The following is a 22,934-nucleotide window of genomic DNA, read 5'->3' as shown; positions in this document are numbered from 1 at the left end:
GGAGCTTATCGGATGCGTCTGAGCCAATGTCATAACTTCCACGACTTCCGGCGGCTGGCCAAGCAACGACTGCCGGGGCCGATCTTCAACTACATCGACGGTGGCGCGGATGATGAGGTGACGTATCGGGAAAACACCAAGGCGTTCGACCGCTGCGACCTGTTGCCTTCGGTTCTGCGTGGGGTTTCGGACGTGGACATGTCCGTCACGGTGATGGGGCAGAAACTGGACATGCCTGTCTATTGCTCACCCACCGCGTTGCAGCGCCTGTTCCACCATCAGGGTGAACGCGCCGTCGCGGCGGCGGCCGAGAAATACGGAACCATGTTCGGAGTTTCCTCTCTGGGCACCGTCTCGCTGGAGGAGCTGCGCCAAAAACACAGGAACCCGCAGGTCTATCAATTCTACTTTCACAAGGATCGCGGGTTGAACGCCGCCATGATGCAGCGTGCCAAAGAGGCCGGTGTCGAGGTCATGATGCTGACCGTCGACAGCATCACCGGCGGCAACCGCGAGCGTGATCTGCGCACGGGGTTCTCGATCCCGTTCCGCTTGACGCTGGGCGGCATGATACAGTTTGCGATCAAGCCGATGTGGGGGATCAACTATGTCACCCATGAAAAGTTCCGGCTGCCTCAGCTTGAGGAACATGTGGATATGGGCGGTGGGGCCAGTTCCATCGGTGGGTATTTCACCGACATGCTGGATCCGTCGATGAACTGGGATGACGTGGCGCAGATGGTGCGCGACTGGGATGGTCAGTTCTGCTTGAAGGGGATCATGACCGTCGAGGATGCCAAACGCGCGGCTGAGATCGGTTGCACCGGCATCATCCTGTCGAACCACGGTGGCCGCCAACTGGACGGATCGCGCACGCCGTTCGATCAACTGGCCGAGATTGTCGATGCCGTTGGCGACAAGCTGGACGTGATGATGGACAGCGGCATTCAGCGTGGCACCCATGTGCTTAAGGCGCTGTCGATCGGGGCCCAAGCCGTGGGTATCGGGCGGCACTACCTGTATCCTCTCGCTGCCGCGGGGCAGGCTGGGGTCGAACGGGCCCTTGGGCTGATGCGTGCCGAGATCGAGCGCGACATGAAGCTGATGGGTGTCACCAGTGTTGGCCAGCTCAGCCGCGAAAATATTCGTTTCCGCAATCCCTAACCCGAAACGGGGGCCGATATGACCAATGACGCGTTGATCAAACATTTCCGCTCTATCGTCGGTACGCGTCACGTGCTGCTTGGAGAGCGCGCGACAGAGCGCTTTCGGCGCGGTTTCCGCTCGGGTGAGGGTGAGGCGCTGTGCGTCGTTCAGCCGGGGACCCTGCTGGAGCAATGGAAGATCCTGCAAGCCTGCGTTGCAGCCGACAAGATCGTCATCATGCAGGCGGCCAATACTGGCCTGACCGAAGGGTCTACGCCGTCCGGCACCTATGACCGTGACGTAGTTCTGATCAACACGCGCCGGATGGATACTCTGGTGCCCTTGAACGACGCAGAGCAGATCGTCAGCTTTCCGGGCGCCACGCTTTTTGCGTTGGAAAAACTGTTGGCCCCGTTCGGACGCGAGCCGCATTCGGTGATCGGTTCGTCCTGCATCGGCGCGTCGATCGTGGGTGGGGTATGCAACAATTCCGGCGGTTCTCTGGTAGAGCGCGGTCCGGTTTACACGGAACTTTCCGTCTATGCGCAAATCACCGAACAGGGTGAATTGGAACTGGTCAACCATCTGGGCATCGATCTGGGCAGCACGCCGGAAGAGATCCTTGCAAACCTCGATGCAGGCAGGTTCGAACGCAATCCCGGGGCAACCAACAAACGTGCATCGGCCAGCGACTACGCACAGATCGTGCGGGATGTGAATGCGGAAACGCCTGCGCGGTTCAATGCGGACAAGGCCAAGCTTTTCGAATCTTCGGGCTCGGCCGGGAAGCTGGCCGTTTTTGCCGTGCGCCTTGACACCTTTCCCAAGAACGAAGTCGAGAAGGTGTTCTATGTGGGCACCAACAATCCCGACGATCTGGCGGACCTGCGGCGCCACATATTGTCAGAGTTCAAATCGCTGCCGGTTTCGGCCGAATACATGCATCGCGAAGCGTTCGATATTGCAGCACGCTATGGCAAGGACACGGTCGTGATGATCGACAAGCTTGGCACGGACCGTCTGCCAATGTTCTTTGCGATGAAAGGCGCCGTGGATGCACGCCTGCGGCGCATTCCGTTTTTGCGAAATTTCACTGATCGTTTCATGCAGGCAGCAATAGCTTTGTGGCCCCGTGTCCTGCCCAAACGGATGACGGATTTTCGCGACAAGTTCGAACATCACTTGATCCTGAAAATGAAGGATGACGGTGTGTCCGAGGCTGCTGCGTGGTTGCCGCGATTTCTGAGTGGCCGGGATGGCGGATTTTTCGAATGTGATGCGCGAGAGGCAAGGATCGCGGGCCTTCATCGTTTTGCGGCGGCAGGCGCGGCGGTGCGTTACATGGCGATCCATTCGGACGACGTCGAAGATATCATTGCACTTGACGTCGCACTGCGCCGCAACGACCAGGACTGGCTAGAGAAGCTGCCGCCTGAGATCGAAGACCAGTTGGTTCACAAACTCTATTACGGGCACTTCATGTGCCACGTGATGCATCAGGACTACATAGTCAAAAAAGGGGCTGACCCAAAAGCTCTGAAGGCCGCAATGTTGAAACTGTTTGACGAACGCGGCGCGGAATACCCTGCTGAACATAACGTGGGGCACCTTTACAAGGCCAAGCCGGACCTGGCGGCACATTACAAATGCTGTGACCCGACCAACGCGTTCAATCCGGGTATCGGCAAAATGTCCAAGGCGAAGAATTACCAATAGCCGGTTTTCCTGCGCGGCAGGGTGCTGTGAAAACGGCCGACAGATTCGTCGGGTTGTGATGAACAGGGTGTTGGTGCCCGACAGCCTGATATCCTGAGCGCAACCCCGCACGCATCTGCCGCGCAGAAGGCTGCTAGAACCGATTGAACGTCGCGTGCCAGGTGTAGGGAAGATTCGGAAAGCGCAGTCGGGGTCGACGGAGTCGGCAAGGAATCTCGCGTTGAGGCGCGGAATTCAGCCGCGTTTGGCGCAGATCGTTTGGTTTTGAGTATCACAAACACGCATTTGTCAGGCTGTCCGGGATTTGAACCGGCGGGTTCATGCGGTCAATTGACCGAGCACCGTTCTGTTCAGGTAATTTCAGGGTCGCGTGATTTCTGACAGGTTTTCCTAGGGTTACCCTTGGCTTGCAATCGGCTTGCAGATCATCCCTGCGAAGCTGCGGGCCAGAAGCCCGTCTTGCATGCGAAAACTTGCAGATGACCGGGGCCGGAAAAACGCCATTTATCCCTTATTTATCGCGTTTTTTGGGGAACTACGGGAAACCCCCAATTTCGCGCCGCAACAAACAGGGGTAAACGTAACTTACCGTACTTACCACACAAACACACACGGTATTAACTTTCCCCGATGAGGGGCTGGCCACACCCCCTCGGCCGGCCCCTCTTAACTTTTGGGGGGCATGGCAGTCGGGGTCAGTGGCCATGCTGATCGTTACGGGCGTCGAAGGGCGCGATGATCTTTGCGCCCGGCGTCAGCTTTTGATCAATTCGGCGACGAGGGCGGGCAAATCTTGTGATGCGCCATAGGCCACGGTGTGTGGAATTTCGGCGACCGGTGTTTTGCGGTATCCTTCTGTAAACAGCAAAAACGGGATCTTCGCACGCGCAGCCGTTTCCGCGTCAACTTCGCTGTCGCCGACGAACAGACGCGGGCCGGACGCCCTAAGCGCATCGAAGCTTGCGAACAGATGGTTGGGGTCCGGTTTTCGCGTCGAAAGGCTGTCGCCACCCAGAACCGCGTCGAAATACCTGGACAGGTTCAGTGCTTCCAGCACATGCCGCGCCGGTGTTTCGGGTTTGTTGGTGCAGACGCCCAGAACGCATCCCATTTGCTGCAATTTGGCCAATGCCTCTGGGATGCCGGGGTAGGGAACAGTCGTTTCGCTGGCCGCGGAATTGTAGTGTTTGAGGGTCAGTTGGGTCAGTTCCGCGTGGCGATCCAGCGGCAGCTCGCAATGCCGGATCATGCGTTCGACCAGCTTGGGTAAACCGTTGCCAACGAATCCTTTGATGATATCCGTCGCCAATGGATCATGCCCAACGTCGTTCAGCGTGCGGTTGGCCGCCGCCGCCAGATCGCCCAGGCTGTCCACCAGCGTTCCGTCAAGATCGAATACAACTGCTGCGGTCATGTTTGCTTGCCCTTCATCGCCCGACCCAAGACCTAACCCGCCCTGTACCGGGGGGCAATCGTCTGTTTCAAAACGATGCTTGACAATCCTTACTAAAATAATCAGATTAAGCGACAGGAACAGAAAGCCAGCCCTTTCGGGGTCAGCCAAATCAATTGAAACGCGATAGATATGGCACCATGCCGAAACGCTCTGGAGATGTCCCGATGAACGTACAGAACCCGACCCCAACCCAAGGTTACGCTGTCTCGATGCTTCCCGCGCACAAGGCCGAGGATCTGACCAAGGGCGGCAACCTGGCCCATATAGAACTTGGCGATCAACTCTATACCCTGCGCATCACCCGTGCAGGCAAACTGATCCTGACGAAATGAGCGCGCCTTTAAAGCGCGGCGGCGCAGCGGTTGGCCGCCTTGCCGATCTCGATCCCATCGAAGCGGGTGCCGTGATGTACCTGCGGATGTGGAGCGAAGGCGAGGGCGGTCGTGCCGACGCTGCAAGCGATTTCCAAGTCGCGCTGGGCGCGGATTGCGGGCGTGCGGCAATGCTGACTTTGGATCGCTTGTGCTCGCTATGCGCCACCCATGGCCGCCGCCCCCTGATCCGGCATGGTCTTGGATGTGCGTGCCTTGGCGCGGATGAGAATTGCTTTGCACAGATGATCGCGGCAGCGTCCGAAGGGGCGCGTGAAGATGCGATGATGCTGGCGTCTTTGATCGTACGTCCGGATTTTGCCCCGCGCTGGCATCCCTGTCGGAAGAACTGGGGCTGACTCTCAGACGTATGACCGCAGGTTTCAAAATGCCGACCACCGGCCACCAGACCCCCTCGGCCGTGCTCCACTGACCCTGTGTGTGAAACGGTTGAACCCCGGCGATGCGCCGGGGTTTTTTCGTTCAGCAGCACCCGCATCCGGCATGGTGATGGTCATGATCGCAAACAGGGGCAGGGGTAAAGTCGCCCACCTCGGACAACACATCCCGCAGCGCCCACAGGATCATGTCAACATCCTCGGCCTCGATGGTCAGGGGCGGGCGGATTTTCAGGATGTTGTCCTTGGGCCCTTCGCTGCCGATCAGGATGCGATGATCGCGCATCCGGTTTTTGACATATCTGCAAATCTCGGTGCCTTCGCTTCCATCGGGGTTGATCAGTTCCACGCCAAGAAACAGCCCCATACCCCGCACGTCGCCAACGCAACCAAAGTCGGCTTCGATCTGGCGCAGCCCCGCCATCAGACGATCCCCCATCCGGCGGGCATTGTCCTGCAACCCTTCGTCATCGACGATATCCAGCACCTCTTTGCCGATCCGGCAGGACAGGGTTGAACCGCCAAAGGTCGAAAAGAACTCGATCCCGTTGTTGAAGCTGTCCGCGATCTCGCGGGTTGTCACCAGCACGCCCAGCGGGTGCCCGTTTCCGATTGGCTTGCCCATCACCACGATATCGGGAACCGCGCCCTGGTGTTCGAAGCCAAAGTAATACTCACCCAACCGTCCCAGACCTGTCTGCACCTCATCGGCGATGCAAACACCCCCCGCAGCACGTATTTTTTCGTAAACCGCAGGCAGATAGCCCTTGGGCGGAATGATCTGTCCGCCGACGGACGGGAAGGTTTCCGCGATGAAACCGGCCACGCCCTGTCCCCGATCCCGAAGGGCGGCAATCGCCGGATCGACAAGATCAGCAAATTTTTGTGCCCGGTCCGCATCGTCACGCCTGAATGACCCGCGATAGTCATCGGCAACCTCGACCAGTTCAACCCAGTCGGCTTTCCCGATGCCGCCCGGTTTGTTGAATTTGTAAGCCGAGATCGCCACCGCAGCGTTCGTGTTCCCGTGATAGCCGTGATCCGGCGTCACGATCCCCTTCGCGCCGGTATGGGCGCGGGCCAGCCGCAGGGCCAGTTCGTTTGCCTCGGTTCCCGAATTGACGAAGAAGCAGACCTGTAGGTAATCCGGCATCTTCGACAGGATCTTGTCGGCAAATTCCACCTGTGCCGGATGCAGATAGCGGGTGTTCGAGTTCATCTGCTTCAACTGGTCCGCAGCCACGGCCTGAATGCGCGGATGGGCATGGCCCACATGCGGGACGTTGTTGTAGGCATCCAGATAGGGGCGTCCCCATTCGTCGAACAGGTGATGCTTCCAGCCGCGCACCAGCATGACCGGATCGTCATAGGTCAGGGACAGGTTGCCCCCGAAATGCGCCCGCCGTTTGTGCAGGATGTCCGCTTTGTCAGTGGGGTGATAGAACACCTTGTCATCCGGCAGGTTCAGCAACGCCGCCGGGTTCGGGCACACCGCGTGCCACAGCTCCAGTTCGTCCGGGTCTCCGACACCGGGCCAGTCCGCTTCCATGCCATCGGTGGTCAAGGCCAGCTGGAAATGCACATGCGGGGCCCATCCGCCATTCTGGCCGGCATCGCCCAACCGCGCAAACGCGGCCCCCTGTGCCACCGGGTCGCCGGGTTTCAGCCGATCACAGCATTCCGGATCCAGATGGCCATAGAGCGTATAGAACGGGTCGCCTTCGGGCGTTTCGTGATGCAGGATGATCACCCCGCCGTAATCAAGGTGCTGGTCGCGGTTTTCGACCACTTCGACCCGCCCGCTCATCGGTGCATGCAGAACCGTCTCGGCAGGCGCGAACACATCCACGGCCAGATGAACCGTCCGCCTGTCCGAGGCTTTCCAGGGGCCCTTGCGGAACCCCGGCTCGGCATAGATCAGGCGGGGCTCGTTATAGTAACCCAGCCACAGGTCCTGCCCGTATTCCTCGCCAACTCGCGCGGCCTCGGCCAAAGGCATGTGGAATGGGTCTTGGGGCCAGACGCAGTTTTCGACCGAAAGCGAGCCCATGGGCACATCGCCCAGGTCCTGGCCGAACATGTCGGCAAAATGTCCCCGGTGTTCCTGAAGATAGGTGTGGATGCGTTCAGCCCCATCAACCACGGGCAAGCCGCAAGCCGCCCGCAACCGGGCCGACATCAGCCCGCCATTGACTGACGTGTTCTCAAGGAACCGCCAAGCAGGCGCCTGAGAGATCGTCACATAGGGATCATCCGGATTCTCGGCCGCCATCAGGGTCGAGTTGACGACCGACACGGCAAGCCGCATCTTCAGCAACGGCCAGATCAGGTCAACCTCATCCGCCCGCAGCCGGTTGGCCGCGTGATAGCCCTTTACCAATGCAGCCAGCGCCCGTTCCGGCTTGGGGTGATCCAGCACGACATACGCGCCGGCAATCGCCAGATCGCAGATGCGCGGCGCGGCGCACATGTCGCCCAGATCGATCAGGCCCGAGATCCGCCGCCGCTCGCTCAGTTCTCCTTCGACCAGAATGTTGTAGTCATTGGCGTCATTGTGGATGGCGTGTTTCGGCAGATCCGCAAGGACATCCGCGATTGCAGCGAACCCCTCACAGATTTCCGTCAGCAGCGTCCGCCGCGCGGGGTCAGAGATCGCGTTTAACTTGTCAGCAATCCAGCCCGCCTGCATCAGGTCCCATTTGAAATCGGCCCGGTGCAACCCTTCATGCTCAAACCCTTCCAGGGCCCGGTCGGTTGCCCCCAATACGCGCCCCAGTTTCAGGATCAGCTCTTCGGATTTTGGAGCGGCCTTCGCGTAACATTGGCCCGGCAGGCACTCCAACAGCCAAACCAGCCTGCGCTGTCCTTCAGAATCGGCAATCTCGGGCAGCATTGCGCCGGTCAGATCAGGGAACACCTTGGGAAACGGCAGCCCCGGTGCCTCAGAAGCGATATGTGCCAGCGCCTTGATTTGCAGATCAACCAGATCCGCATCGCATCCGGCCCGCATTGCCTTCAGCACATAATCCTGACCATTGGTGGCGTGCACCCGAAAGTTCAGATCATACTCACCATCCAACCGCGTCAAACGGGCGTCCAGCCCCCAGAGCTGCCGCAGCGCGGCCGTCCAAAAAGCACTCAAATCGTCCATTCCCGTCTCCGCTCCGATCGCGCCGGAGCCCTCTTCATCTGGCCAAAAATATCCCCGGGGGGAATCGCGCCTTGGCGCGATGGGGGCAGACAGCCCCCCGCGTTACCCCATGGCCCGCAGGCGCTTGATCAACGACGAGGTGTCCCAGCGGCCACCACCCAGTTTCTGAACATCCTTGTAAAACTGATCGACCAGAGCGGTGACGGGCAGGGACGCACCGGTTTCATTGGCGGTATCCAGACAGATACCCAGATCCTTGCGCATCCAGTCGACGGCAAAGCCATGTTCGAACTGATCATCCAGCATGGTCTCATACCGGTTTGCCATCTGCCAACTGCCCGCCGCGCCCTGGCTGATCACCTCGACCACGGCCCTTCCGTCCAGCCCGGCCTTCTCGGCGAAGTGCAATGCTTCGCTCAGGCCCTGAACCAACCCTGCGATGGCGATCTGGTTGCACATCTTGGTCATCTGGCCCGCGCCGCTGTCCCCGATCCGGCGGCAGATCTTAGCATAGACCTGCATCACCGGTTCAGCCGCATCATACGCCGCCTGATCTCCGCCGCACATGATTGACAGAACACCGTTTTCGGCGCCTGCCTGGCCGCCCGAGATCGGCGCGTCCACGAAGGCGATACCCTGTGATTGGCCGGCAGCGTACAATTCCCGTGTGACTTTTGCAGAAACCGTGGTGTGGTCGACGAAAACAGCCCCGTTGGACATGCCGCGAAATGCGCCGTCCTCGCCCGTGCAAACCATGCACAGATCGTCGTCATTGCCGACGCAGGCCATCACAAATTCGGCGCCTTCCGCCGCGTCTTTCGGGGTGGCCGCCATCGATCCGCCATGCTGCTTTACCCAGGCTTCGGCCTTGGCAGCTGTGCGGTTGTAGACGGTGACGTCATGACCTGCGGCGTGAAGATGCCCAGCCATGGGATAGCCCATGACGCCCAAGCCAAGGAACGCGACTTTTGCCATTTTGTGATCCTCTCCGCTGTTCGGTCGGCTTCAGCGGTGCGTGCCTGGCCGAAATGTTTGCGAAGACAAAGCAAAGCTGCGCCCAAAGGGCAACCCCAAGTCAGCCCTTCCCGCCCAGATCCTGCAGGATCGGGCAATCCGGCCTGTCATCCCCGGCGCAGGCGTCGATCAGGTGGCTCAGCGTCTCGCGCATCGCGTTCAGGTCGGCGATCTTGGCTTCGATCTGCGCCAGATGGTCCCGCGCGACCTGTTTCACATCTGCACTGGCGCGGGTTTCATCCTCGTAAAGCGCCAGCAATGTCCGGCAATCCCCGATGGTGAATCCCAGAGCCCGGGCACGGCCCAGAAAGTTCAGCTTGTGCACATCCTGATCGCGAAATCGGCGATAGCCGTTGTCGTCGCGCAGCGGTTTGATCAGATCGATGTCTTCATAGTACCGGATCGTCTTTGCAGGCAGGCCGGTGCGGGCGGACACATCTCCGATATTCATGCGGGCACCTCCTTGGCAGGCTGGATCGGGGTTTCCGGCACGCTGGCTTGAACGCGACGCAGACGCAGCGCGTTCGAGACGACAAAGACGCTCGAAAGCGCCATCGCACCCGCGGCCAGCGCCGGAGACAACAGATGGCCTCCGAACGGGTACAGCGCACCAGCGGCGACCGGGATCAGCAGGACATTGTAACCGAATGCCCATCCCAGGTTCTGGCGAATGTTCCGCATCGTTCTGCGGCTGATCTCGGTTGCATTTGCTACCCCGCGCAGATCGCCGGACATCAGAACGACATCAGCGGTTTCGATGGCCACATCGGTGCCCGTTCCGATGGCGATGCCGATGTCAGCCGTTGCCAGCGCCGGGGCGTCATTTATGCCGTCGCCGACGAAAGCCAGCGTTCCGAACTGGTCCCGCAAGGCGGTGATCGCATCCACCTTGCCGTCGGGCAGCACTTCGGCGGTGACGTGATCAATCCCCAGCCGATCAGCCAAGGCCTGCGCGGTGCGCGCGTTGTCTCCGGTGACCATGGCCACGGTCAGACCCATTTGGTGGAGCCGCTCCAGCGCCTCTTCCGTGCCGGGTTTGACCGGGTCGGACACAGACAACGTGGCTGCGGCCTGCCCATCCAATGCGACGAACAATGGTGTAGCCCCTTCGGCGGCGCGGGCCTCTGCCTCGCTTGCCAGGGGGCCAAGGTCGATCCCGCGTTGTTGCATAAGCCGGTGCGACCCGATCAACACGTTCCGGCCTTCAACCAGCCCCTGCATGCCAAGCCCGGTAAGCGACAGGACGTCCGTCGCCTGTGGCAGCGTCGCAGGCCCGGCCCGGGTGATCGCCGAAGCTATCGGGTGCTCCGACCGCGCCTCGAGGGCGGCGGCCAGCCGCACGACCTCATCCCTGTCAAACCCGGACGCCGTCAGAACATTGTCCAGTTCCGGACGGCCCAGTGTCAGGGTCCCGGTCTTGTCCAGCGCGATGATGCGTGCCTGCTGAAGCTGCTGCAAGGCATCGCCCTTGCGGAACAGCACCCCCAGTTCGGCCGCGCGCCCGGTGCCGACCATGATCGAGGTCGGAGTGGCCAGACCCATGGCGCAGGGGCAGGCTATGATCAGCACGGAAACCCCGGCAACAAGCGCCAGCGGCAGGGCGGGGCTTGGGCCGAAGATCAGCCAGGCCGCGACGGTGATCACGGCGACCAGGATGACCGCCGGGACAAAGCGATATGTGATCCGATCGACCAGGCCCTGGATCGGCAGCTTTGCCCCCTGCGCCTGCTGCACCATGCGAACGACCTGGGCCAGCACCGTGTCGCCTCCCACGCGCGTCGCCCGAACCCGCAAGGCGCCGGTGCCATTCACGGTGCCTCCGACAACAGCCGCGCCAGCTGATTTTCCAACGGGTATCGGCTCGCCCGTGATCATGCTTTCATCGACGTAAGAGGTGCCCTCGAGCACTTCGGCATCCACCGGCACACGTTCGCCCGGGCGGATGTGCAGGATGTCGCCCACCGCAATCTCGGCGATAGGGCGGTCTTCTATCCGGCCATCGATTTCGACCCGCGCGCTTTTGGGCTGAAGGCCCGCCAGTTTACGGATCGCGGCCCCGGTTTTTCCCTTGGCGCGCGCCTCCATCAGCCGGCCCAGAAGGATCAGAACGACAATCACAGCCGCCGCTTCGTAATAGACGTTGGCAGTTCCCATCGGTAATGCGCCGGGGGCGAATGTGGCCACGACCGAATACAGATAGGCCGCACCGGTTCCCAGCGCGACCAGCGCGTTCATATCCGGCGTGCCCCTCAGCAACGACGGGATGCCCTTGCGATAGAACACGCGACCGGGTCCCAGCAACAGGGCCGTTGTCAGGGCGAACTGAATCAACTGGCTGGTCTGCGTGCCGATGGTGGCGTGTACCCAATGGTGGAAGGCGGGGATCATGTGCCCGCCCATCTCAAGAATGAACACGGGCAGGGCAAGAGCGGCCGCCAGCAAAGTGGCCCGGGTCAGGCCTGCTGTTTCAGTGTCTGCGCGGTCTTCGGGTGTCGAAGCGGCTTGAGGCCGCGCCGGGTATCCGGTGTCGGTGACCACCTGTGCCAGCGCCTGAGGCGTCGTTGTCCCCGCAGCGTAAGTCACCGCGGCAGTTTGTGTCGCCAGATTGACCTGCGCTTCGATCACACCGGGGCTGGCCGTCAGCGCGCGCTCGATCTTGGCCACGCACGAGGCGCAGTTCATACCTTCAATGATCAGATCCGCCCGGCTGGTTTCGGCCGGATACCCTGCCGCGTCCAATGCCTTGGTCAGCGCCAAAACCGGCCCGTCAAAAGCCACCTGTGCGGACTTGGTTGCAAAGTTGACCGAGGCCGTTTCAACCCCGGGCACATCACGCAGCGCCTCTTCAACGCGTCCCACGCAGGATGCGCATCCCATGCCCGTGATTTTCAGCTCTGTCAGTGCTTTTTGCGCCATGCGACTCGCCCATGCAGTTTCCTTGCTCACCAGATGGGGGTTCCAGTGACGGGAAGGTCAAGGGCCTGGGGCAGTTTTTTAATACCCCGAGCCGCGCATGTTTCGTTCCATCATGCGCTGATAGAGGCGCGGTGACAGACGGTTGAGCCACCAGGACAGGCGCGCCACGCGGCCAACCGGGATCATGGGCTGCGATTTGTCCAACCCGCGCAGGATCGTTTCGGCGGCGGCCTCGGGGCTCATCTCGTCCATCCCGTCCTTCGCCGATCCGGGCCGCGCTGTGCCATCCGCCTGCTCTTGTGCGTTGCCGGGGTTGGTGGCCACAAAGGACGGCGCAGCGATCAGAACCTCAACGCCATGAGGGGCTTCTTCCGAGCGCAGCGATTTGAAGAACCCCTCCAGCGCGTGTTTCGAGGCAGCATAGGCCGTCCGATGATAAAGCGGTGCAAACCCGGCCACCGATGAGATGGCCAGATGTGTCCCCTTTGACGTCCGAACCGGGTGCAAGAACGCGCGGGCCATTTCAACGGCCGCAAAATAGTTGATGTCAAACAGAGTTCGGTGACTGGCCGCGTCGGACATTTCAAAGCCCCGGATTTGCGTGACACCGGCGTTGTAGATGACCAGATCGATACTGTCGCTGGTCGCGATGACCTTTTGAGTTGCCCTGGCAAGCTGGTCGGGATCCGTCAGATCGCAGCCAACAGGCAACTGGTTCGGCCCGGTGTCCAGACCTGATACATCGAGATCCAGCAGCACCACCCGCCACCCGCGACTTTGCAGAGCATGGCTGAGGGCCCGCCCCAAACCGCCCGCCCCGCCGGATATGACAGCCGTCTTCATAGCCCCGCCTGCTTTTGCCAGAGCGCGAATACCTGGGCGCTGGTTTTTTCCGGAGTGTACCCAAAGTCGGATTTCAGGGCGGTGTTGTCCAGAACCGGTCGATATTGCAGAAATCGCACCTGTTCCGGCCCATAACGGGACAGACCCAGCGGACGCGCAGCGGCCAAAGCCGATTTCAGCGCCCAAGCGGGCAGGCGCAGAACCGGTTTCCCCATGGCGCGGGCCAGATCGGTCACGCCCATCGCGCCGTCCCCGGCGACGTTGTAAACGCCAACCGGCCCGTCGGTTGCCGCGCGCTTCAGGATGCGTGCCAGATCATGCGTCCAAATGAACACAAACGGGCTTTCGCTGCCGACCACGGCCAGCAGGCGGGGTTTGTGAAACAGGGCGGTGATCTGGTTTTCGGACCCGGCCCCCAGAACCGTGCCCACGCGCAGCACGACCTGTTCCAGATCGGGAGCGGTTTTGCGAACCTCGGCCAGCATCTCTTCGACCTGCCTTTTGTGATCGGAATACGGGAACTCGGGGTTGCCACGCAGCGGATCATCCTCGCGCAGGGGTACGGGGTTGTCCGGGTGATAGCCATAGGCCGCACCCGAGGATGTGACCACCAATCTTCGTACTCCGTTGGCAAGGGCCGCGTTCACCACCTTGCGGGTGCCCTCGACATCAACCGCATATGCCGCCGCCCGTTCCATTTTGGGCGGTGGCGTCACGATGGAGGCCAGATGCACAATGACGTCAGGCTTCACGTTGGAAATCACGCGAGCGGGCGCGTCGGTCGTCACATCCATGGGCAGATAGTGGACGTTTTCCGGCACGCTGTCGGGGCGTTTGATATCCGTTGCAAAAACATCGTGCCCCTTGAGTTCGGGCAACAGTGCCTGCCCGACCATACCGGCGGCGCCCGTGATCAGGATACGGCTCATCGCGCGGCCTCGGTTCGGGCCATGACCGACGCCAGGGCAATCCCAGAGATCGCGTGCCAGATGCCCCAGAACGCGGCCACGACGGCCATGCCGCCCAGCCCGTGGAAAAAGGCAAAGATCAGCACCAGCCCAAGGCCGGAATTCTGAATGCCGGTTTCGATGGTGATGGCGCGGCGATCGAAAGGGGACAGCCGGGTCAGAGTGGCCACAACCCAACCGCCCCCCAGCGCCAGGGCGTTGTGAACGATCACAAGCCCGGCAACAGCCCCGGCAAAGCTGAGGAAGAACCCCCAGTTCGCGCCCAGGGCAAGTAAGATGAAAGCCGCAAAAATACCCATCGACAGGTATTGCAGCGGCGCACGCAACCGTGCGGTCAGGGCCGGGCGGCGCTGGTTCAGAGCAATGCCCAGGACCAGAGGCAGGATCAGCATCAACCCGACAAGGATTGCGATTTGCACCGGGTCAATCTGGGTCTGTTGCAGGATCGCGCGTGTCGGCGGATACAGCCCGCCCCAAAGCGCAATGTTGAAGGGCGTCATGAAAATCGCGCCAATGGTGGCAAAGGCGGTCATCGACACCGACAGCGCCGCATTGCCACCGGCGCGGTGCGTAATGAAGTTCGAGATATTGCCCCCCGGACAGGCTGCGACAAGGATCAGCCCAAGCGCAATTGACGGTCGCGGGGCCGTCACCCACACAAGCGCAAAAGTCAGCGCCGGCAGGACCAGGAATTGGGATACCAGCCCCACGATCACTGGCTTCGGCGCGCGTCTGAGGCGATCAAAATCCCTTGGTGTCAGATCGATCGCAATCGAGAACATCACAATCGCCAGTATCGCATTCAACAACGTCAGAGAGGCCGGGCTGAAATTCAGCGTAATTTCGTCGATACCACTCATACGGCGGCTTTCCGCAGCCGTTCGTTCCACCCGGTGACAGCCTTTCTGTAGGTGGCCTTGTCCACGTAGTAAGCCATTCGCGGCAGATCGATATAGCTCATGCCTCCGGTGGCGCGCGTATAGTCTTTTTGCTTTTCGGATTTCAGATCGGCCGCCACCGAGCAGCCCTTTTGAAGACCTTTGATATAGCGCGCCACCATTTCGGCCTGCTCGTGCCTGCCCTGCCAGCCCAGACCCGTGGCCTCGACCATGCCCAGCACAAAAAGATCGTCCCGTTCGGGGTGCATCGCGTTCAGGTACAGATGTGGGGCATCGCCCTGCCAGTTCAGCAGGGCCCGGTCGATGAACGGATAGTGCAGCTTGTATCCGGTTGCCGCGAGGATCATGTCGTAGTCTTCGCTGGAGCCATCCTTGAAATGAACAGTGTGACCCTCCAGCCGGTCGATATCGGGACGAATGCGCAGATCGCCATGGCCCGCGTGATACAGGACCAGCGAATTCACCACCGGATGGCTTTCGTAAAGCTGGTAATCGGGCTTGAGAAAACCGTATTTCTGCGGATCACCGACAAACCAGCTGAGGATCAGGCCGTCCACCTTGCGCTTCAGCCACATGGGCAGGCGGATCTTGCCGCCCATCGTGTCGGCCGGTTTGCCGAAAACGTATTTGGGCACGAAGTAATAGCCGCGGCGCATGGACAGATCGCAGCGTTCTGCGTGATGGATTGCGTCAACCGCAATGTCACAGCCGGAATTGCCCGCGCCCACGACCAACACGTGCTTGCCGTCGAACTGACTGGGGTACCGGTATTGCGAGGCGTGGATCAACTCGCCGTCAAACGTGCCGGGAAAGCTGGGCATATTCGGTTCCGACAGGGTGCCGTTTGCAATCAGAACCCCTGCGAATTCAGCCTGATGCTCACCTTCGGCGTCCCGCCATGCAACACGCCAACCGTCGCCGGATTTGCCCAGCGGAGTGATCCGGGTGACTTCTGCATTGAAATTGTAACTCTTGCGCAGGCCGAAACGATCGGCAAAGGCCCGGAAATAGTCGCGCATCGCCCGGTGCGAGGGGTACTCGGCCACCGCCTCGTCCATCGGGAAATCCTCGAACTCGGTCATGCGTTTGGAAGAGATCAGATGCGCCGATTCATACATGGTTGATCTGGGGGCATCGATATCCCACAGACCGCCCACATCCGAATGCAATTCGAACCCCTGAAAGGCGATGCCCTGTTCCTTGAGCACCTTGGCTGCGGCCAAACCCATCGGCCCCGCCCCGATCAGGGCGAATGCGTTGCGTGTCTGTGTCATGAACCCTCCCGACGTTCGCGATGCTTAACTTGAACGAACGACCAAAATAAGGCAAGATGAAATTCATGAGTCCAAAAAACATAGAAAAACCAAGGCAAAGAGCACCGTCCAAGCGATCGCTTGAAACCAAGGCGCGGATCATGGATGCGGCTGAAACCGTCTTTGCCGAACGGGGATTCGAGGGTGCGTCGATCCGGGATATCGCGGCCTTGGCGGGGGTTCAGATTGGTCTTGTGCACCATCATGGTGGTGGCAAGGAGGAGTTGTTTTACAAAACCGTGGCGCGGCGCGCGGACGCGCTGGCGCAGCTTCGGATCGACGCGTTGAACAGGGCCAAGGCCGCCGCTCCGCTGACGCTTCACAGCATTCTGGACAGCTTTATCCGACCCTATGTGGACCTGGCAGAAACGGGTGGGCCCGGGTGGATGGCATATGGGCGGTTGGTGGCCCACGTATCGGTTGACCCCAGGTGGCGCGATATCGCAGCGGAGTGTTTCGACCCTACCGCCCAGCTGTTCATCACCGAGATCGCCACGCTTTACCCGGATGTCGATCCTGCGGTTTTGGCAAGTGGCCAGGTTTATTCGGTCTCGGCGATGCTGGCCCATCTCAACAGTGGATGGCGGGTCAAAGCCCTGTCGCAGGGCGGTGACGTATCAGGCATGGACCGTCTGGTGGACTTTTGCGCCGCCGGTATCGAAGCAATGGTCCGATCCGGTCGCAAATGAGCCCTCACTCGGCGCCCGGTTGCGTGTTCAATCGTTCAGATGGCGCCTTGTATCCGAAGTATCTGTTTCCAAAAGTTAGACAATTGGCGCAGGCCAGATGATTGTGTCCTTTTCGGCGCTCTTTGCGGCGTCATTCGCCTTGATTGAGGTAAAAACGTGGCGTCAATGTGGCGCGTGAGCTAGAAATATGATTCTGTTGTGCTACTCTTTTCCAGAGTGGTTTGTAACGAGTATTCATACGTAAGGTGGGCACATGACATTCATACGAAACATAGCTGCGATCGCTGTTGCAGGTGTGATGACTGCAAGCGGTGCGTCGGCGCTGACCATTTCCAGCATCTCGCCCTCTTGGCAAAACGTAAATCCAAGTTCCGGCGTTACTGAAAGCACCTCTGGTTCTACGATTTCTCTTCGCTGGGGAAGTGGCAGCAGCTCGAGTGGTTACGATTTCACGCCAACTGGCACGCCAATTTCAGGTCTGATGCCTGGAACTGCTTTTGCTCTGGGTCAGTTCTCGCATCTGAATTTCCCGATCACGGGAACAACCCTAAGCTCCGTCGACCTTCTTGTTGACATATTGATCAGCGGTGGCCCTTTGGTGTCTTCGTCGTTTGCCCTGACGCATAACGAGACATTGAATCGCCCAGCGAACTGTCCGGCGGACTCTACCCCTTGTGATGACATCGTGACCATTACCAACAATTTGGGCTCTCAGAGCTTTAATTTTCGTGGACAGAATTATGTGTTCTCGGTCCTCGGTTTCTCTCAGGACGGCGGCAGCACCATTTCGAACGGCTTCAGCACAACGGAAAACATGCAAAACGTCGCAACGCTGTATGGGGAATACACGGTAGCCCCCGTGCCGCTGCCCGCAGCTGGCTGGCTGCTTCTTGGCGGCATCAGCGGTTTGTTTGTGATGGGGCGCCGGAAAAAGCGCAGCACGGCCTGATCTGGCTTATTTATGCTCTCACCATTCTTGGTGGTGAGAGCAGACCTGGAACCGGGCCGCTTTTTGGCCAGGTTCTTCAGCCTTTCAGCCTAAGCGCCCCATGAGCCCGAGTTGATGGCATTGGCTTGAAACGACAAGCGCGCTTGCCGGGTTCCTGCCGCAGTGACGCTCGGTCATCATTCTTGCTGCAAATGTTCGAACAAAATCTTGCTGAATACCGATGGCGGCGACGTTCGTACGGCGCTGGGCGAGACGAAAAAACCGAACATGATGATCAGAATGATCAGGGCAGTACCGGCAAGGCAAGCCGCCGAGAGGTGAAAGACCGAGCGAACCATTGCGACGCTCCCTTCTCTTGAAATCCGTAAATTCTGTGAGGGCTGAAACGTCAACCTGACTTTGCCAATTGCTGTTTCAGCCTTTGGTTTTCCGCCTGCAACTCTGCCAACTGCTGCCCCAGCCTGTTCAGATGAGGGCGCAACTCTGCTTCGGTGAAGCGCGGCGTGATGTGGCTTGGGCAGTTCCAGTCCAATGCCTCGACGCGGATGATCACGGCCCGTTCGGCCGGTCCCTCGGCCTCTTCCGGGTAAAGGGTGGCGGCCGCTGTTTCGCCTTCCGTGAACTCTACGCGCCCAAGGATCTTGAGGCGGCGTCGGTTGGCGTAATCCATCAGGATCATTGCAATACGATCATTGCCGTCCAGATTCCCGCGCGAGATATACTGTTTATTGCCCGAAAAATCCGCATATCCGATGGTCTGAGGGCCAAGTACCTTCAGAAATCCTGTCGGCCCGCCCCGATACTGCACATAGGGCCAGCCGGTCTCGGACACTGTGGATTGATAGAACCCGTCCCGCGCCTGAATGAACTCTTTCTCGGGGTCTCCGATCAGATGGCCTTGCCGCGGGCCACCTGCAATGAACTTGGCATAGGTTCTGGCCGATCCCATCCTTTCTTGATGGGCGCGGACAGCGGGTGTGAAGGTCAGTTCGGAAAAAGCGCGGGGCATTGGAAAATCCTTTCAAAGACCCAATTCGGACAACCCGGGGTGGTCATGAGGGCGTTCGCCCAAGGGCCAATGGAACAGCCTGTCATCTTCAGCTATCGGAAGATCGTTGAGCGAGGCATGGCGATGTGACATGCGCCCGTCATCGGCGTATTCCCAGTTTTCATTGCCATAGGATCGGAACCACTGACCGCTGTCGTCGCGCCATTCATAGGCATAGCGTACGGCAATGCGATTTCCGGCAAAGGCCCACAGTTCCTTGATCAGACGATAATCCAGTTCCTTCCGCCATTTGCGGGTCAGAAAGGCGTGTATGTCGGCGTGGCCGGACAGGAATTCAGCCCGATTCCGCCATTGACTGTCATCCGTATAGGCGGGCGTCACGCGGTCGGGATCGCGACTGTTCCAGGCATCTTCCGCCGCGCGCACTTTTTGAGCGGCAGTTTCCAACGTGAAGGGGGGCAAGGGGGGTCTGGACATTCCGCAAAGGCTTTCAGGTGAGGGAGGCGGCAAGAAGAGCCATGGTCAGAAGGAAGGGGACGTACTGAGGTGGAAAAATGCTGGCGCGACGTTTCATCGGTCAAATCCTCGGGTGTACAGATCAGTTAACTTACAGGTAAAGTGTACCGATCTGTAAACTTTTTCAAGTGGAAATTTCATGGTGAGACAAGGCGCCTGGCAAAACTATTTCAAAACAATGCCTTGGCCTGGGGTCATTGTGCTTCACGCTTCATGATAATATGTACAGAACGGTACACCATGGAGCCGAATCATGCGTCCAAACAAACGGGATGAGTTGGTCAGCAAGGCCCTGAAGGTCTTTTACCGCGACGGGTTTCACGCAACCGGCATGGACAAGCTGGTTGTGGAAACGGGCGTGTCCAAGACGTCGATGTACAAGCATTTCCGCACCAAGGAAGACCTGATCGTCGCCGCGCTGCGCTTGCGGGATGAGAACTTTCGCAACTGGTTCTTTCAGCGCATCGACGAGATGGCGGAAACTCCGGCCGATCAGATCATCGTCAGTTTCGATGCCCTGAAAGAGTGGTTCGAAGAGGACGGGTTCCGGGGCTGCATGTTCATCAAGGCCGGGGCCGAGTATCAGGACAAGGATCACCCGATCCATGTGCAGGCCGCCGAACACAAACAGCTTTTGCTGGAACACTTCACGGCCATAGCCCAACAGGCCGGCGCGCATGATCCGCAGAAGCTTGCGAGTCAGATCGTGTTGTTGCAAGAAGGAGCAATCGTTTCCGCCGTTCTGCTCAAGAATTGCGATCCGGCGGAAGACGCCAAGGATGCGGCCAGGCACCTTGTGGCCAAAGCACTGGCTTAACCCCGCCAGTCAAAAGGTATTCTCTGACGTCGCAGGTCGAGGAACGTTGCGTTGTTCCTCAAAGGGACGCCGCGTCACAAGGATTGGCGTGAACCGAACACGGCGCTAGCCTTTCCCCAAGAGACCGATTGGAGGGCGTACAATGTCACTTTTCACTTCGACTGCGGCATGGGTCACTGATGAACACCGCATGTTCGCGGAAATGGCGGGTCGGTTCATGGATGACGAACTGTCGCCCAATATCGAAACCTGGGTTGAAAACGGTGTTGTGGATCGCGATTTCTGGCGCAAGGCCGGCGAAACCGGGCTGATGGCGGGTGCGATCCCCGAAGAATATGGCGGTGTCGGCGGCGGCATGGGTTTTGACGCCATCACGGCCTACGAACAGGGCGCGCGGGGTGATGCGGGTTGGGGCTATGGCATTCAGTCGATCGTGACCCACTATCTCACCGCTTATGGCAGCGAAGATCAGAAGAAGAAGTGGTTGCCCAAACTGGCGTCGGGTGAATTGGTCGGCGCGCTGGCAATGACCGAACCCAGCACCGGTTCGGACGTACAGGCGGTGCGGACGACGGCCGAGAAGGACGGCAATTCCTACCGGTTGAACGGGTCCAAAATCTTCATCACGAACGGACAGACTGCGGATCTGATCATCGTGGCCGCCAAGACCGACAAGACCGCCGGCGCACGCGGCGTTTCGTTGATCGTGGTGGAAACCGACGGGTGTGAAGGTTTTCGCAGGGGGCGGAACCTCAAGAAACTGGGCATGAAGGGCAATGACACTGCCGAGCTGTTTTTCGAAGATGTCAAAGTGCCGATGACAAACCTGTTGGGCCCCGAGGAAGGGCAGGGTTTCTATCAGCTGATGAAACAGCTGCCGTGGGAACGGCTGAATATCGCGATCATGGCGCTGGGCGCGATCGATTTCGCCATCGGCGAAACCGTGAAATACGTGCAGGAACGCAAAGCCTTCGGGAAGCGGGTGATGGATTTTCAGAATACCCGGTTCAAACTGGCGGAATGCAAGACCAAGGCCGAGGTTCTGCGCAGTTTCATCAATGATTGTATCGGGAAACTGGAAGCAGGCGAGCTGGACGCGGCAACTGCTTCGATGGCCAAATACTGGGGATCCGAGGTGCAGAACGAGATCATTCATGAATGCCTGCAACTGTTCGGCGGCTACGGGTTCATGATGGAATACCCGATTGCGCGTCTTTACGCGGATGCCAGGGTGCAGATGATCTATGGCGGCACCAATGAGGTCATGAAAGAGCTGATCGCGCGATCGCTTGACGTCTGAGCCCACCACGCGGGCTCTCCCGCCCGTCGTTATCATTCCTGACGGAATGACTCCTCCGGTTGGGCCCGGCAGGCCCGGGCAAAGCCCGTTCCTGCCGGGACTGTTTCGTTGTCGCAGCACGGGTCAAAAGGCCGCTTGCAAAAGGGGGGGTGTCGGTATGATGATCCGCCGACAGGACTCAGAGGCCCGACGTGAACGATCCCGAACAATCACTTTGGCAGACCACCTGCACCGAAAAAGTCCCCGCACCGCCCCTGACCGCTGACGCAGCGGTTGATCTGGCTGTCATCGGAGGTGGCTACACCGGCTGTTCAGCGGCATTGACCGCAGCCCGCGCCGGCGCGTCGGTTTGCCTGCTCGATGCGCAGGAGATCGGGTTTGGCGGTTCGGGGCGCAATGTCGGTCTGGTCAATGCGGGGCTGTGGCTGCCGCCGGACGACATCCGGGCGCATATCGGTATTGAACCGGGGAACCGTTTGATCGACTTGCTGGCCAAGGCGCCGTCGGATGTGTTTGCCTTGATCGATGAATATGGCATTGCGTGTGAACCTGTGCGCAACGGAACCCTGCATTGCGCCCATTCCGCGTCGGGTTTGAAAGACCTGCGAACGCGTCATGCGCAGTTGAGCGAAGCCGGAGCACCGGTTGAGCTGTTGTCGGCGGACCAGGCCGGTGAGCGCACCGGCAGCCAGGCCTTTCACGGTGCCTTGTTCGATCCACGGGCAGGAACCATTCAGCCTTTGGCCTATGCGGTGGGTTTGGCGCGCGCGGCGTCACAGGCCGGGGCGCGCATACATACGCAAAGCCCGGTGCAGACCATGACATATGAGGGCGGGCACTGGGTTCTGGTGACACCGGGCGGGGCGGTTCGGGCAAGATCGGTCATTCAGGCGACGAATGCCTATCATCTTGCGCTGCCGGATACCGCGCCTGCCTATGTGCCGGTCTACTATTTCCAGTACGCCACGGCCCCGCTGACCGACAATTTGCGCGCCAGTATCCTGCCAAGGAAAGAAGGGTGTTGGGATACCGGGCTGATCATGACGTCATTCCGGCTGGATCAGGCGGGTCGGATGATCATTGGCGGCATGGGGGATCTGGAACATGCCGGCCGGGTTGCACATTCCGGTTGGGTCCGGCGCAAGCTGGCCGAGCTCTATCCGCAATTGGCCGACCAGTCGTTTGAACACGGGTGGCACGGGCGGATCGCAATGACATCGGATCATATTCCAAAGATCACGCAGATCGGCCCCAACGCCTTGGCCGCACATGGGTATTCCGGTCGCGGCATCGGCCCGGGCACGGTGTTCGGTCGCATGATGGCCCAAAGCCTTCTGGCCGATGATCCCTCGCTTCTGCCGGTTCCCGCCGTGTCGGAACACCGCGAAAACTGGACGCGCGTGCGCCGCGCCTTTTTCGAATCCGGCGCGGCGCTGACGCATCTTGTAAAGGCGCGGTTCTAA

Annotated in this window: 21 protein-coding genes; 9 read left to right on the top strand and 12 right to left on the bottom strand. The window is 59.8% G+C overall.

The features are described from left to right. The first annotated feature begins 12 nt into the window (after window positions 1-12). Window positions 13-1,164 (top strand): alpha-hydroxy acid oxidase, encoded by a 1,152-nt coding sequence (locus ACR0E2_RS07940; protein WP_480446019.1) that lies wholly within the window; start codon window positions 13-15, stop codon window positions 1,162-1,164. An 18-nt stretch (window positions 1,165-1,182) separates the two neighbouring features. Next, window positions 1,183-2,862 (top strand): D-lactate dehydrogenase, encoded by a 1,680-nt coding sequence (gene dld, locus ACR0E2_RS07935; protein WP_480446018.1) that lies wholly within the window; start codon window positions 1,183-1,185, stop codon window positions 2,860-2,862. Between the two features lie 754 nt (window positions 2,863-3,616). Here dld and gph read toward each other — a convergent pair. Continuing rightward, entirely contained in the window at window positions 3,617-4,276 is a 660-nt protein-coding gene (gene gph, locus ACR0E2_RS07930; RefSeq protein ID WP_171118672.1) for a phosphoglycolate phosphatase, read from the bottom strand. Between the two features lie 206 nt (window positions 4,277-4,482). On the opposite strand from gph, the gene hemP reads away from it, so the two are divergent. Beyond that, window positions 4,483-4,650, top strand: coding sequence for a hemin uptake protein HemP (gene hemP / locus ACR0E2_RS07925; RefSeq protein WP_083445319.1), 168 nt, complete (start codon window positions 4,483-4,485; stop codon window positions 4,648-4,650). Next, window positions 4,647-5,048: a hypothetical protein gene (locus ACR0E2_RS07920; RefSeq protein ID WP_480446017.1), complete on the top strand. Its 402-nt coding sequence runs from the start codon at window positions 4,647-4,649 to the stop codon at window positions 5,046-5,048. The genes hemP and ACR0E2_RS07920 overlap by 4 nt, the downstream gene beginning before the upstream one ends. A 124-nt stretch (window positions 5,049-5,172) precedes the next feature. On the opposite strand, the gene ACR0E2_RS07915 is transcribed toward ACR0E2_RS07920, so the two are convergent. From ACR0E2_RS07915 to ACR0E2_RS07880, 8 genes are all read right to left on the bottom strand, one after another. Continuing rightward, entirely contained in the window at window positions 5,173-8,238 is a 3,066-nt protein-coding gene (locus tag ACR0E2_RS07915; RefSeq protein ID WP_480446016.1) for an aminotransferase class III-fold pyridoxal phosphate-dependent enzyme, read from the bottom strand. A gap of 102 nt (window positions 8,239-8,340) precedes the next feature. Further along, a complete protein-coding gene (locus ACR0E2_RS07910; RefSeq protein ID WP_171232840.1) occupies window positions 8,341-9,213 on the bottom strand; it encodes an NAD(P)-dependent oxidoreductase in 873 nt (290 codons plus the stop codon). A gap of 100 nt (window positions 9,214-9,313) precedes the next feature. Next, the gene (cueR, locus tag ACR0E2_RS07905) at window positions 9,314-9,703 is read right to left on the bottom strand and encodes a Cu(I)-responsive transcriptional regulator (RefSeq protein ID WP_171118663.1); all 390 of its coding nucleotides are present in this window, start codon (window positions 9,701-9,703) and stop codon (window positions 9,314-9,316) included. Beyond that, window positions 9,700-12,168, bottom strand: coding sequence for a heavy metal translocating P-type ATPase (locus tag ACR0E2_RS07900; RefSeq protein ID WP_480446015.1), 2,469 nt, complete (start codon window positions 12,166-12,168; stop codon window positions 9,700-9,702). Before ACR0E2_RS07900 ends, cueR begins: the two co-directional genes overlap by 4 nt. Window positions 12,169-12,246: 78 nt before the next feature. After that, window positions 12,247-13,011, bottom strand: coding sequence for an SDR family NAD(P)-dependent oxidoreductase (locus tag ACR0E2_RS07895; RefSeq protein ID WP_480446014.1), 765 nt, complete (start codon window positions 13,009-13,011; stop codon window positions 12,247-12,249). Then, window positions 13,008-13,940, bottom strand: a complete 933-nt coding sequence (locus ACR0E2_RS07890) for an SDR family oxidoreductase (RefSeq protein ID WP_480446013.1) — start codon at window positions 13,938-13,940, stop codon at window positions 13,008-13,010. Before ACR0E2_RS07890 ends, ACR0E2_RS07895 begins: the two co-directional genes overlap by 4 nt. Then, the gene (locus tag ACR0E2_RS07885) at window positions 13,937-14,839 is read right to left on the bottom strand and encodes a bile acid:sodium symporter family protein (RefSeq protein WP_480446012.1); all 903 of its coding nucleotides are present in this window, start codon (window positions 14,837-14,839) and stop codon (window positions 13,937-13,939) included. The genes ACR0E2_RS07890 and ACR0E2_RS07885 overlap by 4 nt, the downstream gene beginning before the upstream one ends. Then, window positions 14,836-16,152 (bottom strand): flavin-containing monooxygenase, encoded by a 1,317-nt coding sequence (locus ACR0E2_RS07880; protein ID WP_480446011.1) that lies wholly within the window; start codon window positions 16,150-16,152, stop codon window positions 14,836-14,838. Before ACR0E2_RS07880 ends, ACR0E2_RS07885 begins: the two co-directional genes overlap by 4 nt. A gap of 65 nt (window positions 16,153-16,217) precedes the next feature. Between ACR0E2_RS07880 and ACR0E2_RS07875 the strand changes: the two genes are divergently transcribed. Together ACR0E2_RS07875 and ACR0E2_RS07870 are read left to right on the top strand one after the other, a co-directional pair. Continuing rightward, window positions 16,218-16,880 (top strand): TetR/AcrR family transcriptional regulator, encoded by a 663-nt coding sequence (locus ACR0E2_RS07875; protein ID WP_480446010.1) that lies wholly within the window; start codon window positions 16,218-16,220, stop codon window positions 16,878-16,880. Between the two features lie 253 nt (window positions 16,881-17,133). After that, the gene (locus ACR0E2_RS07870; protein WP_171363876.1) at window positions 17,134-17,829 is read left to right on the top strand and encodes a THxN family PEP-CTERM protein; all 696 of its coding nucleotides are present in this window, start codon (window positions 17,134-17,136) and stop codon (window positions 17,827-17,829) included. A gap of 176 nt (window positions 17,830-18,005) precedes the next feature. Here the strand turns inward: ACR0E2_RS07870 and ACR0E2_RS07865 are convergent, their stop codons facing one another. From ACR0E2_RS07865 to ACR0E2_RS07855, 3 genes are read right to left on the bottom strand one after another with little or no spacing between them, the layout of a single operon-like run. Then, window positions 18,006-18,167, bottom strand: coding sequence for a hypothetical protein (locus tag ACR0E2_RS07865; protein ID WP_162896721.1), 162 nt, complete (start codon window positions 18,165-18,167; stop codon window positions 18,006-18,008). A 50-nt stretch (window positions 18,168-18,217) separates the two neighbouring features. Continuing rightward, the gene (locus ACR0E2_RS07860; RefSeq protein WP_171118650.1) at window positions 18,218-18,838 is read right to left on the bottom strand and encodes a pyridoxamine 5'-phosphate oxidase family protein; all 621 of its coding nucleotides are present in this window, start codon (window positions 18,836-18,838) and stop codon (window positions 18,218-18,220) included. A gap of 12 nt (window positions 18,839-18,850) precedes the next feature. Then, a complete protein-coding gene (locus ACR0E2_RS07855; RefSeq protein WP_480446009.1) occupies window positions 18,851-19,315 on the bottom strand; it encodes a nuclear transport factor 2 family protein in 465 nt (154 codons plus the stop codon). Window positions 19,316-19,607: 292 nt separating this feature from the next. On the opposite strand from ACR0E2_RS07855, the gene ACR0E2_RS07850 reads away from it, so the two are divergent. The 3 genes from ACR0E2_RS07850 to ACR0E2_RS07840 all read left to right on the top strand — a co-directional run bounded on the left by ACR0E2_RS07850 (window position 19,608) and on the right by ACR0E2_RS07840 (window position 22,934). After that, window positions 19,608-20,171: a TetR/AcrR family transcriptional regulator gene (locus tag ACR0E2_RS07850; RefSeq protein ID WP_224853939.1), complete on the top strand. Its 564-nt coding sequence runs from the start codon at window positions 19,608-19,610 to the stop codon at window positions 20,169-20,171. A 142-nt stretch (window positions 20,172-20,313) separates the two neighbouring features. Further along, window positions 20,314-21,471: an acyl-CoA dehydrogenase family protein gene (locus ACR0E2_RS07845; protein ID WP_480446008.1), complete on the top strand. Its 1,158-nt coding sequence runs from the start codon at window positions 20,314-20,316 to the stop codon at window positions 21,469-21,471. A gap of 191 nt (window positions 21,472-21,662) precedes the next feature. Further along, complete coding sequence (locus ACR0E2_RS07840) at window positions 21,663-22,934, top strand: NAD(P)/FAD-dependent oxidoreductase (RefSeq protein ID WP_480446007.1); 1,272 nt, start codon at window positions 21,663-21,665, stop codon at window positions 22,932-22,934.

It is taken from the genome of Ruegeria sp. A4 (assembly GCF_056543025.1).
The sequence above is the reverse complement of the archived record's forward strand: the minus strand, read 5'-3'. Positions and strand labels throughout refer to the sequence as shown.

Coding starts and splice junctions, on each gene's coding strand:
- ACR0E2_RS07885 (WP_480446012.1), bottom strand. CDS start 14,839: ATGAGTGGTATCGACGAAATTACGCTGAATTTCAGCCCGGCCTCTCTG.
- ACR0E2_RS07895 (WP_480446014.1), bottom strand. CDS start 13,011: ATGAAGACGGCTGTCATATCCGGCGGGGCGGGCGGTTTGGGGCGGGCC.
- ACR0E2_RS07915 (WP_480446016.1), bottom strand. CDS start 8,238: ATGGACGATTTGAGTGCTTTTTGGACGGCCGCGCTGCGGCAGCTCTGG.
- ACR0E2_RS07870 (WP_171363876.1), top strand. CDS start 17,134: ATGACATTCATACGAAACATAGCTGCGATCGCTGTTGCAGGTGTGATG.
- ACR0E2_RS07855 (WP_480446009.1), bottom strand. CDS start 19,315: ATGTCCAGACCCCCCTTGCCCCCCTTCACGTTGGAAACTGCCGCTCAA.
- hemP (WP_083445319.1), top strand. CDS start 4,483: ATGAACGTACAGAACCCGACCCCAACCCAAGGTTACGCTGTCTCGATG.
- ACR0E2_RS07850 (WP_224853939.1), top strand. CDS start 19,608: ATGCGTCCAAACAAACGGGATGAGTTGGTCAGCAAGGCCCTGAAGGTC.
- ACR0E2_RS07860 (WP_171118650.1), bottom strand. CDS start 18,838: ATGCCCCGCGCTTTTTCCGAACTGACCTTCACACCCGCTGTCCGCGCC.
- ACR0E2_RS07880 (WP_480446011.1), bottom strand. CDS start 16,152: ATGACACAGACACGCAACGCATTCGCCCTGATCGGGGCGGGGCCGATG.
- cueR (WP_171118663.1), bottom strand. CDS start 9,703: ATGAATATCGGAGATGTGTCCGCCCGCACCGGCCTGCCTGCAAAGACG.
- ACR0E2_RS07865 (WP_162896721.1), bottom strand. CDS start 18,167: ATGGTTCGCTCGGTCTTTCACCTCTCGGCGGCTTGCCTTGCCGGTACT.
- ACR0E2_RS07940 (WP_480446019.1), top strand. CDS start 13: ATGCGTCTGAGCCAATGTCATAACTTCCACGACTTCCGGCGGCTGGCC.
- ACR0E2_RS07845 (WP_480446008.1), top strand. CDS start 20,314: ATGTCACTTTTCACTTCGACTGCGGCATGGGTCACTGATGAACACCGC.
- gph (WP_171118672.1), bottom strand. CDS start 4,276: ATGACCGCAGCAGTTGTATTCGATCTTGACGGAACGCTGGTGGACAGC.
- ACR0E2_RS07910 (WP_171232840.1), bottom strand. CDS start 9,213: ATGGCAAAAGTCGCGTTCCTTGGCTTGGGCGTCATGGGCTATCCCATG.
- dld (WP_480446018.1), top strand. CDS start 1,183: ATGACCAATGACGCGTTGATCAAACATTTCCGCTCTATCGTCGGTACG.
- ACR0E2_RS07890 (WP_480446013.1), bottom strand. CDS start 13,940: ATGAGCCGTATCCTGATCACGGGCGCCGCCGGTATGGTCGGGCAGGCA.
- ACR0E2_RS07900 (WP_480446015.1), bottom strand. CDS start 12,168: ATGGCGCAAAAAGCACTGACAGAGCTGAAAATCACGGGCATGGGATGC.
- ACR0E2_RS07920 (WP_480446017.1), top strand. CDS start 4,647: ATGAGCGCGCCTTTAAAGCGCGGCGGCGCAGCGGTTGGCCGCCTTGCC.
- ACR0E2_RS07875 (WP_480446010.1), top strand. CDS start 16,218: ATGAGTCCAAAAAACATAGAAAAACCAAGGCAAAGAGCACCGTCCAAG.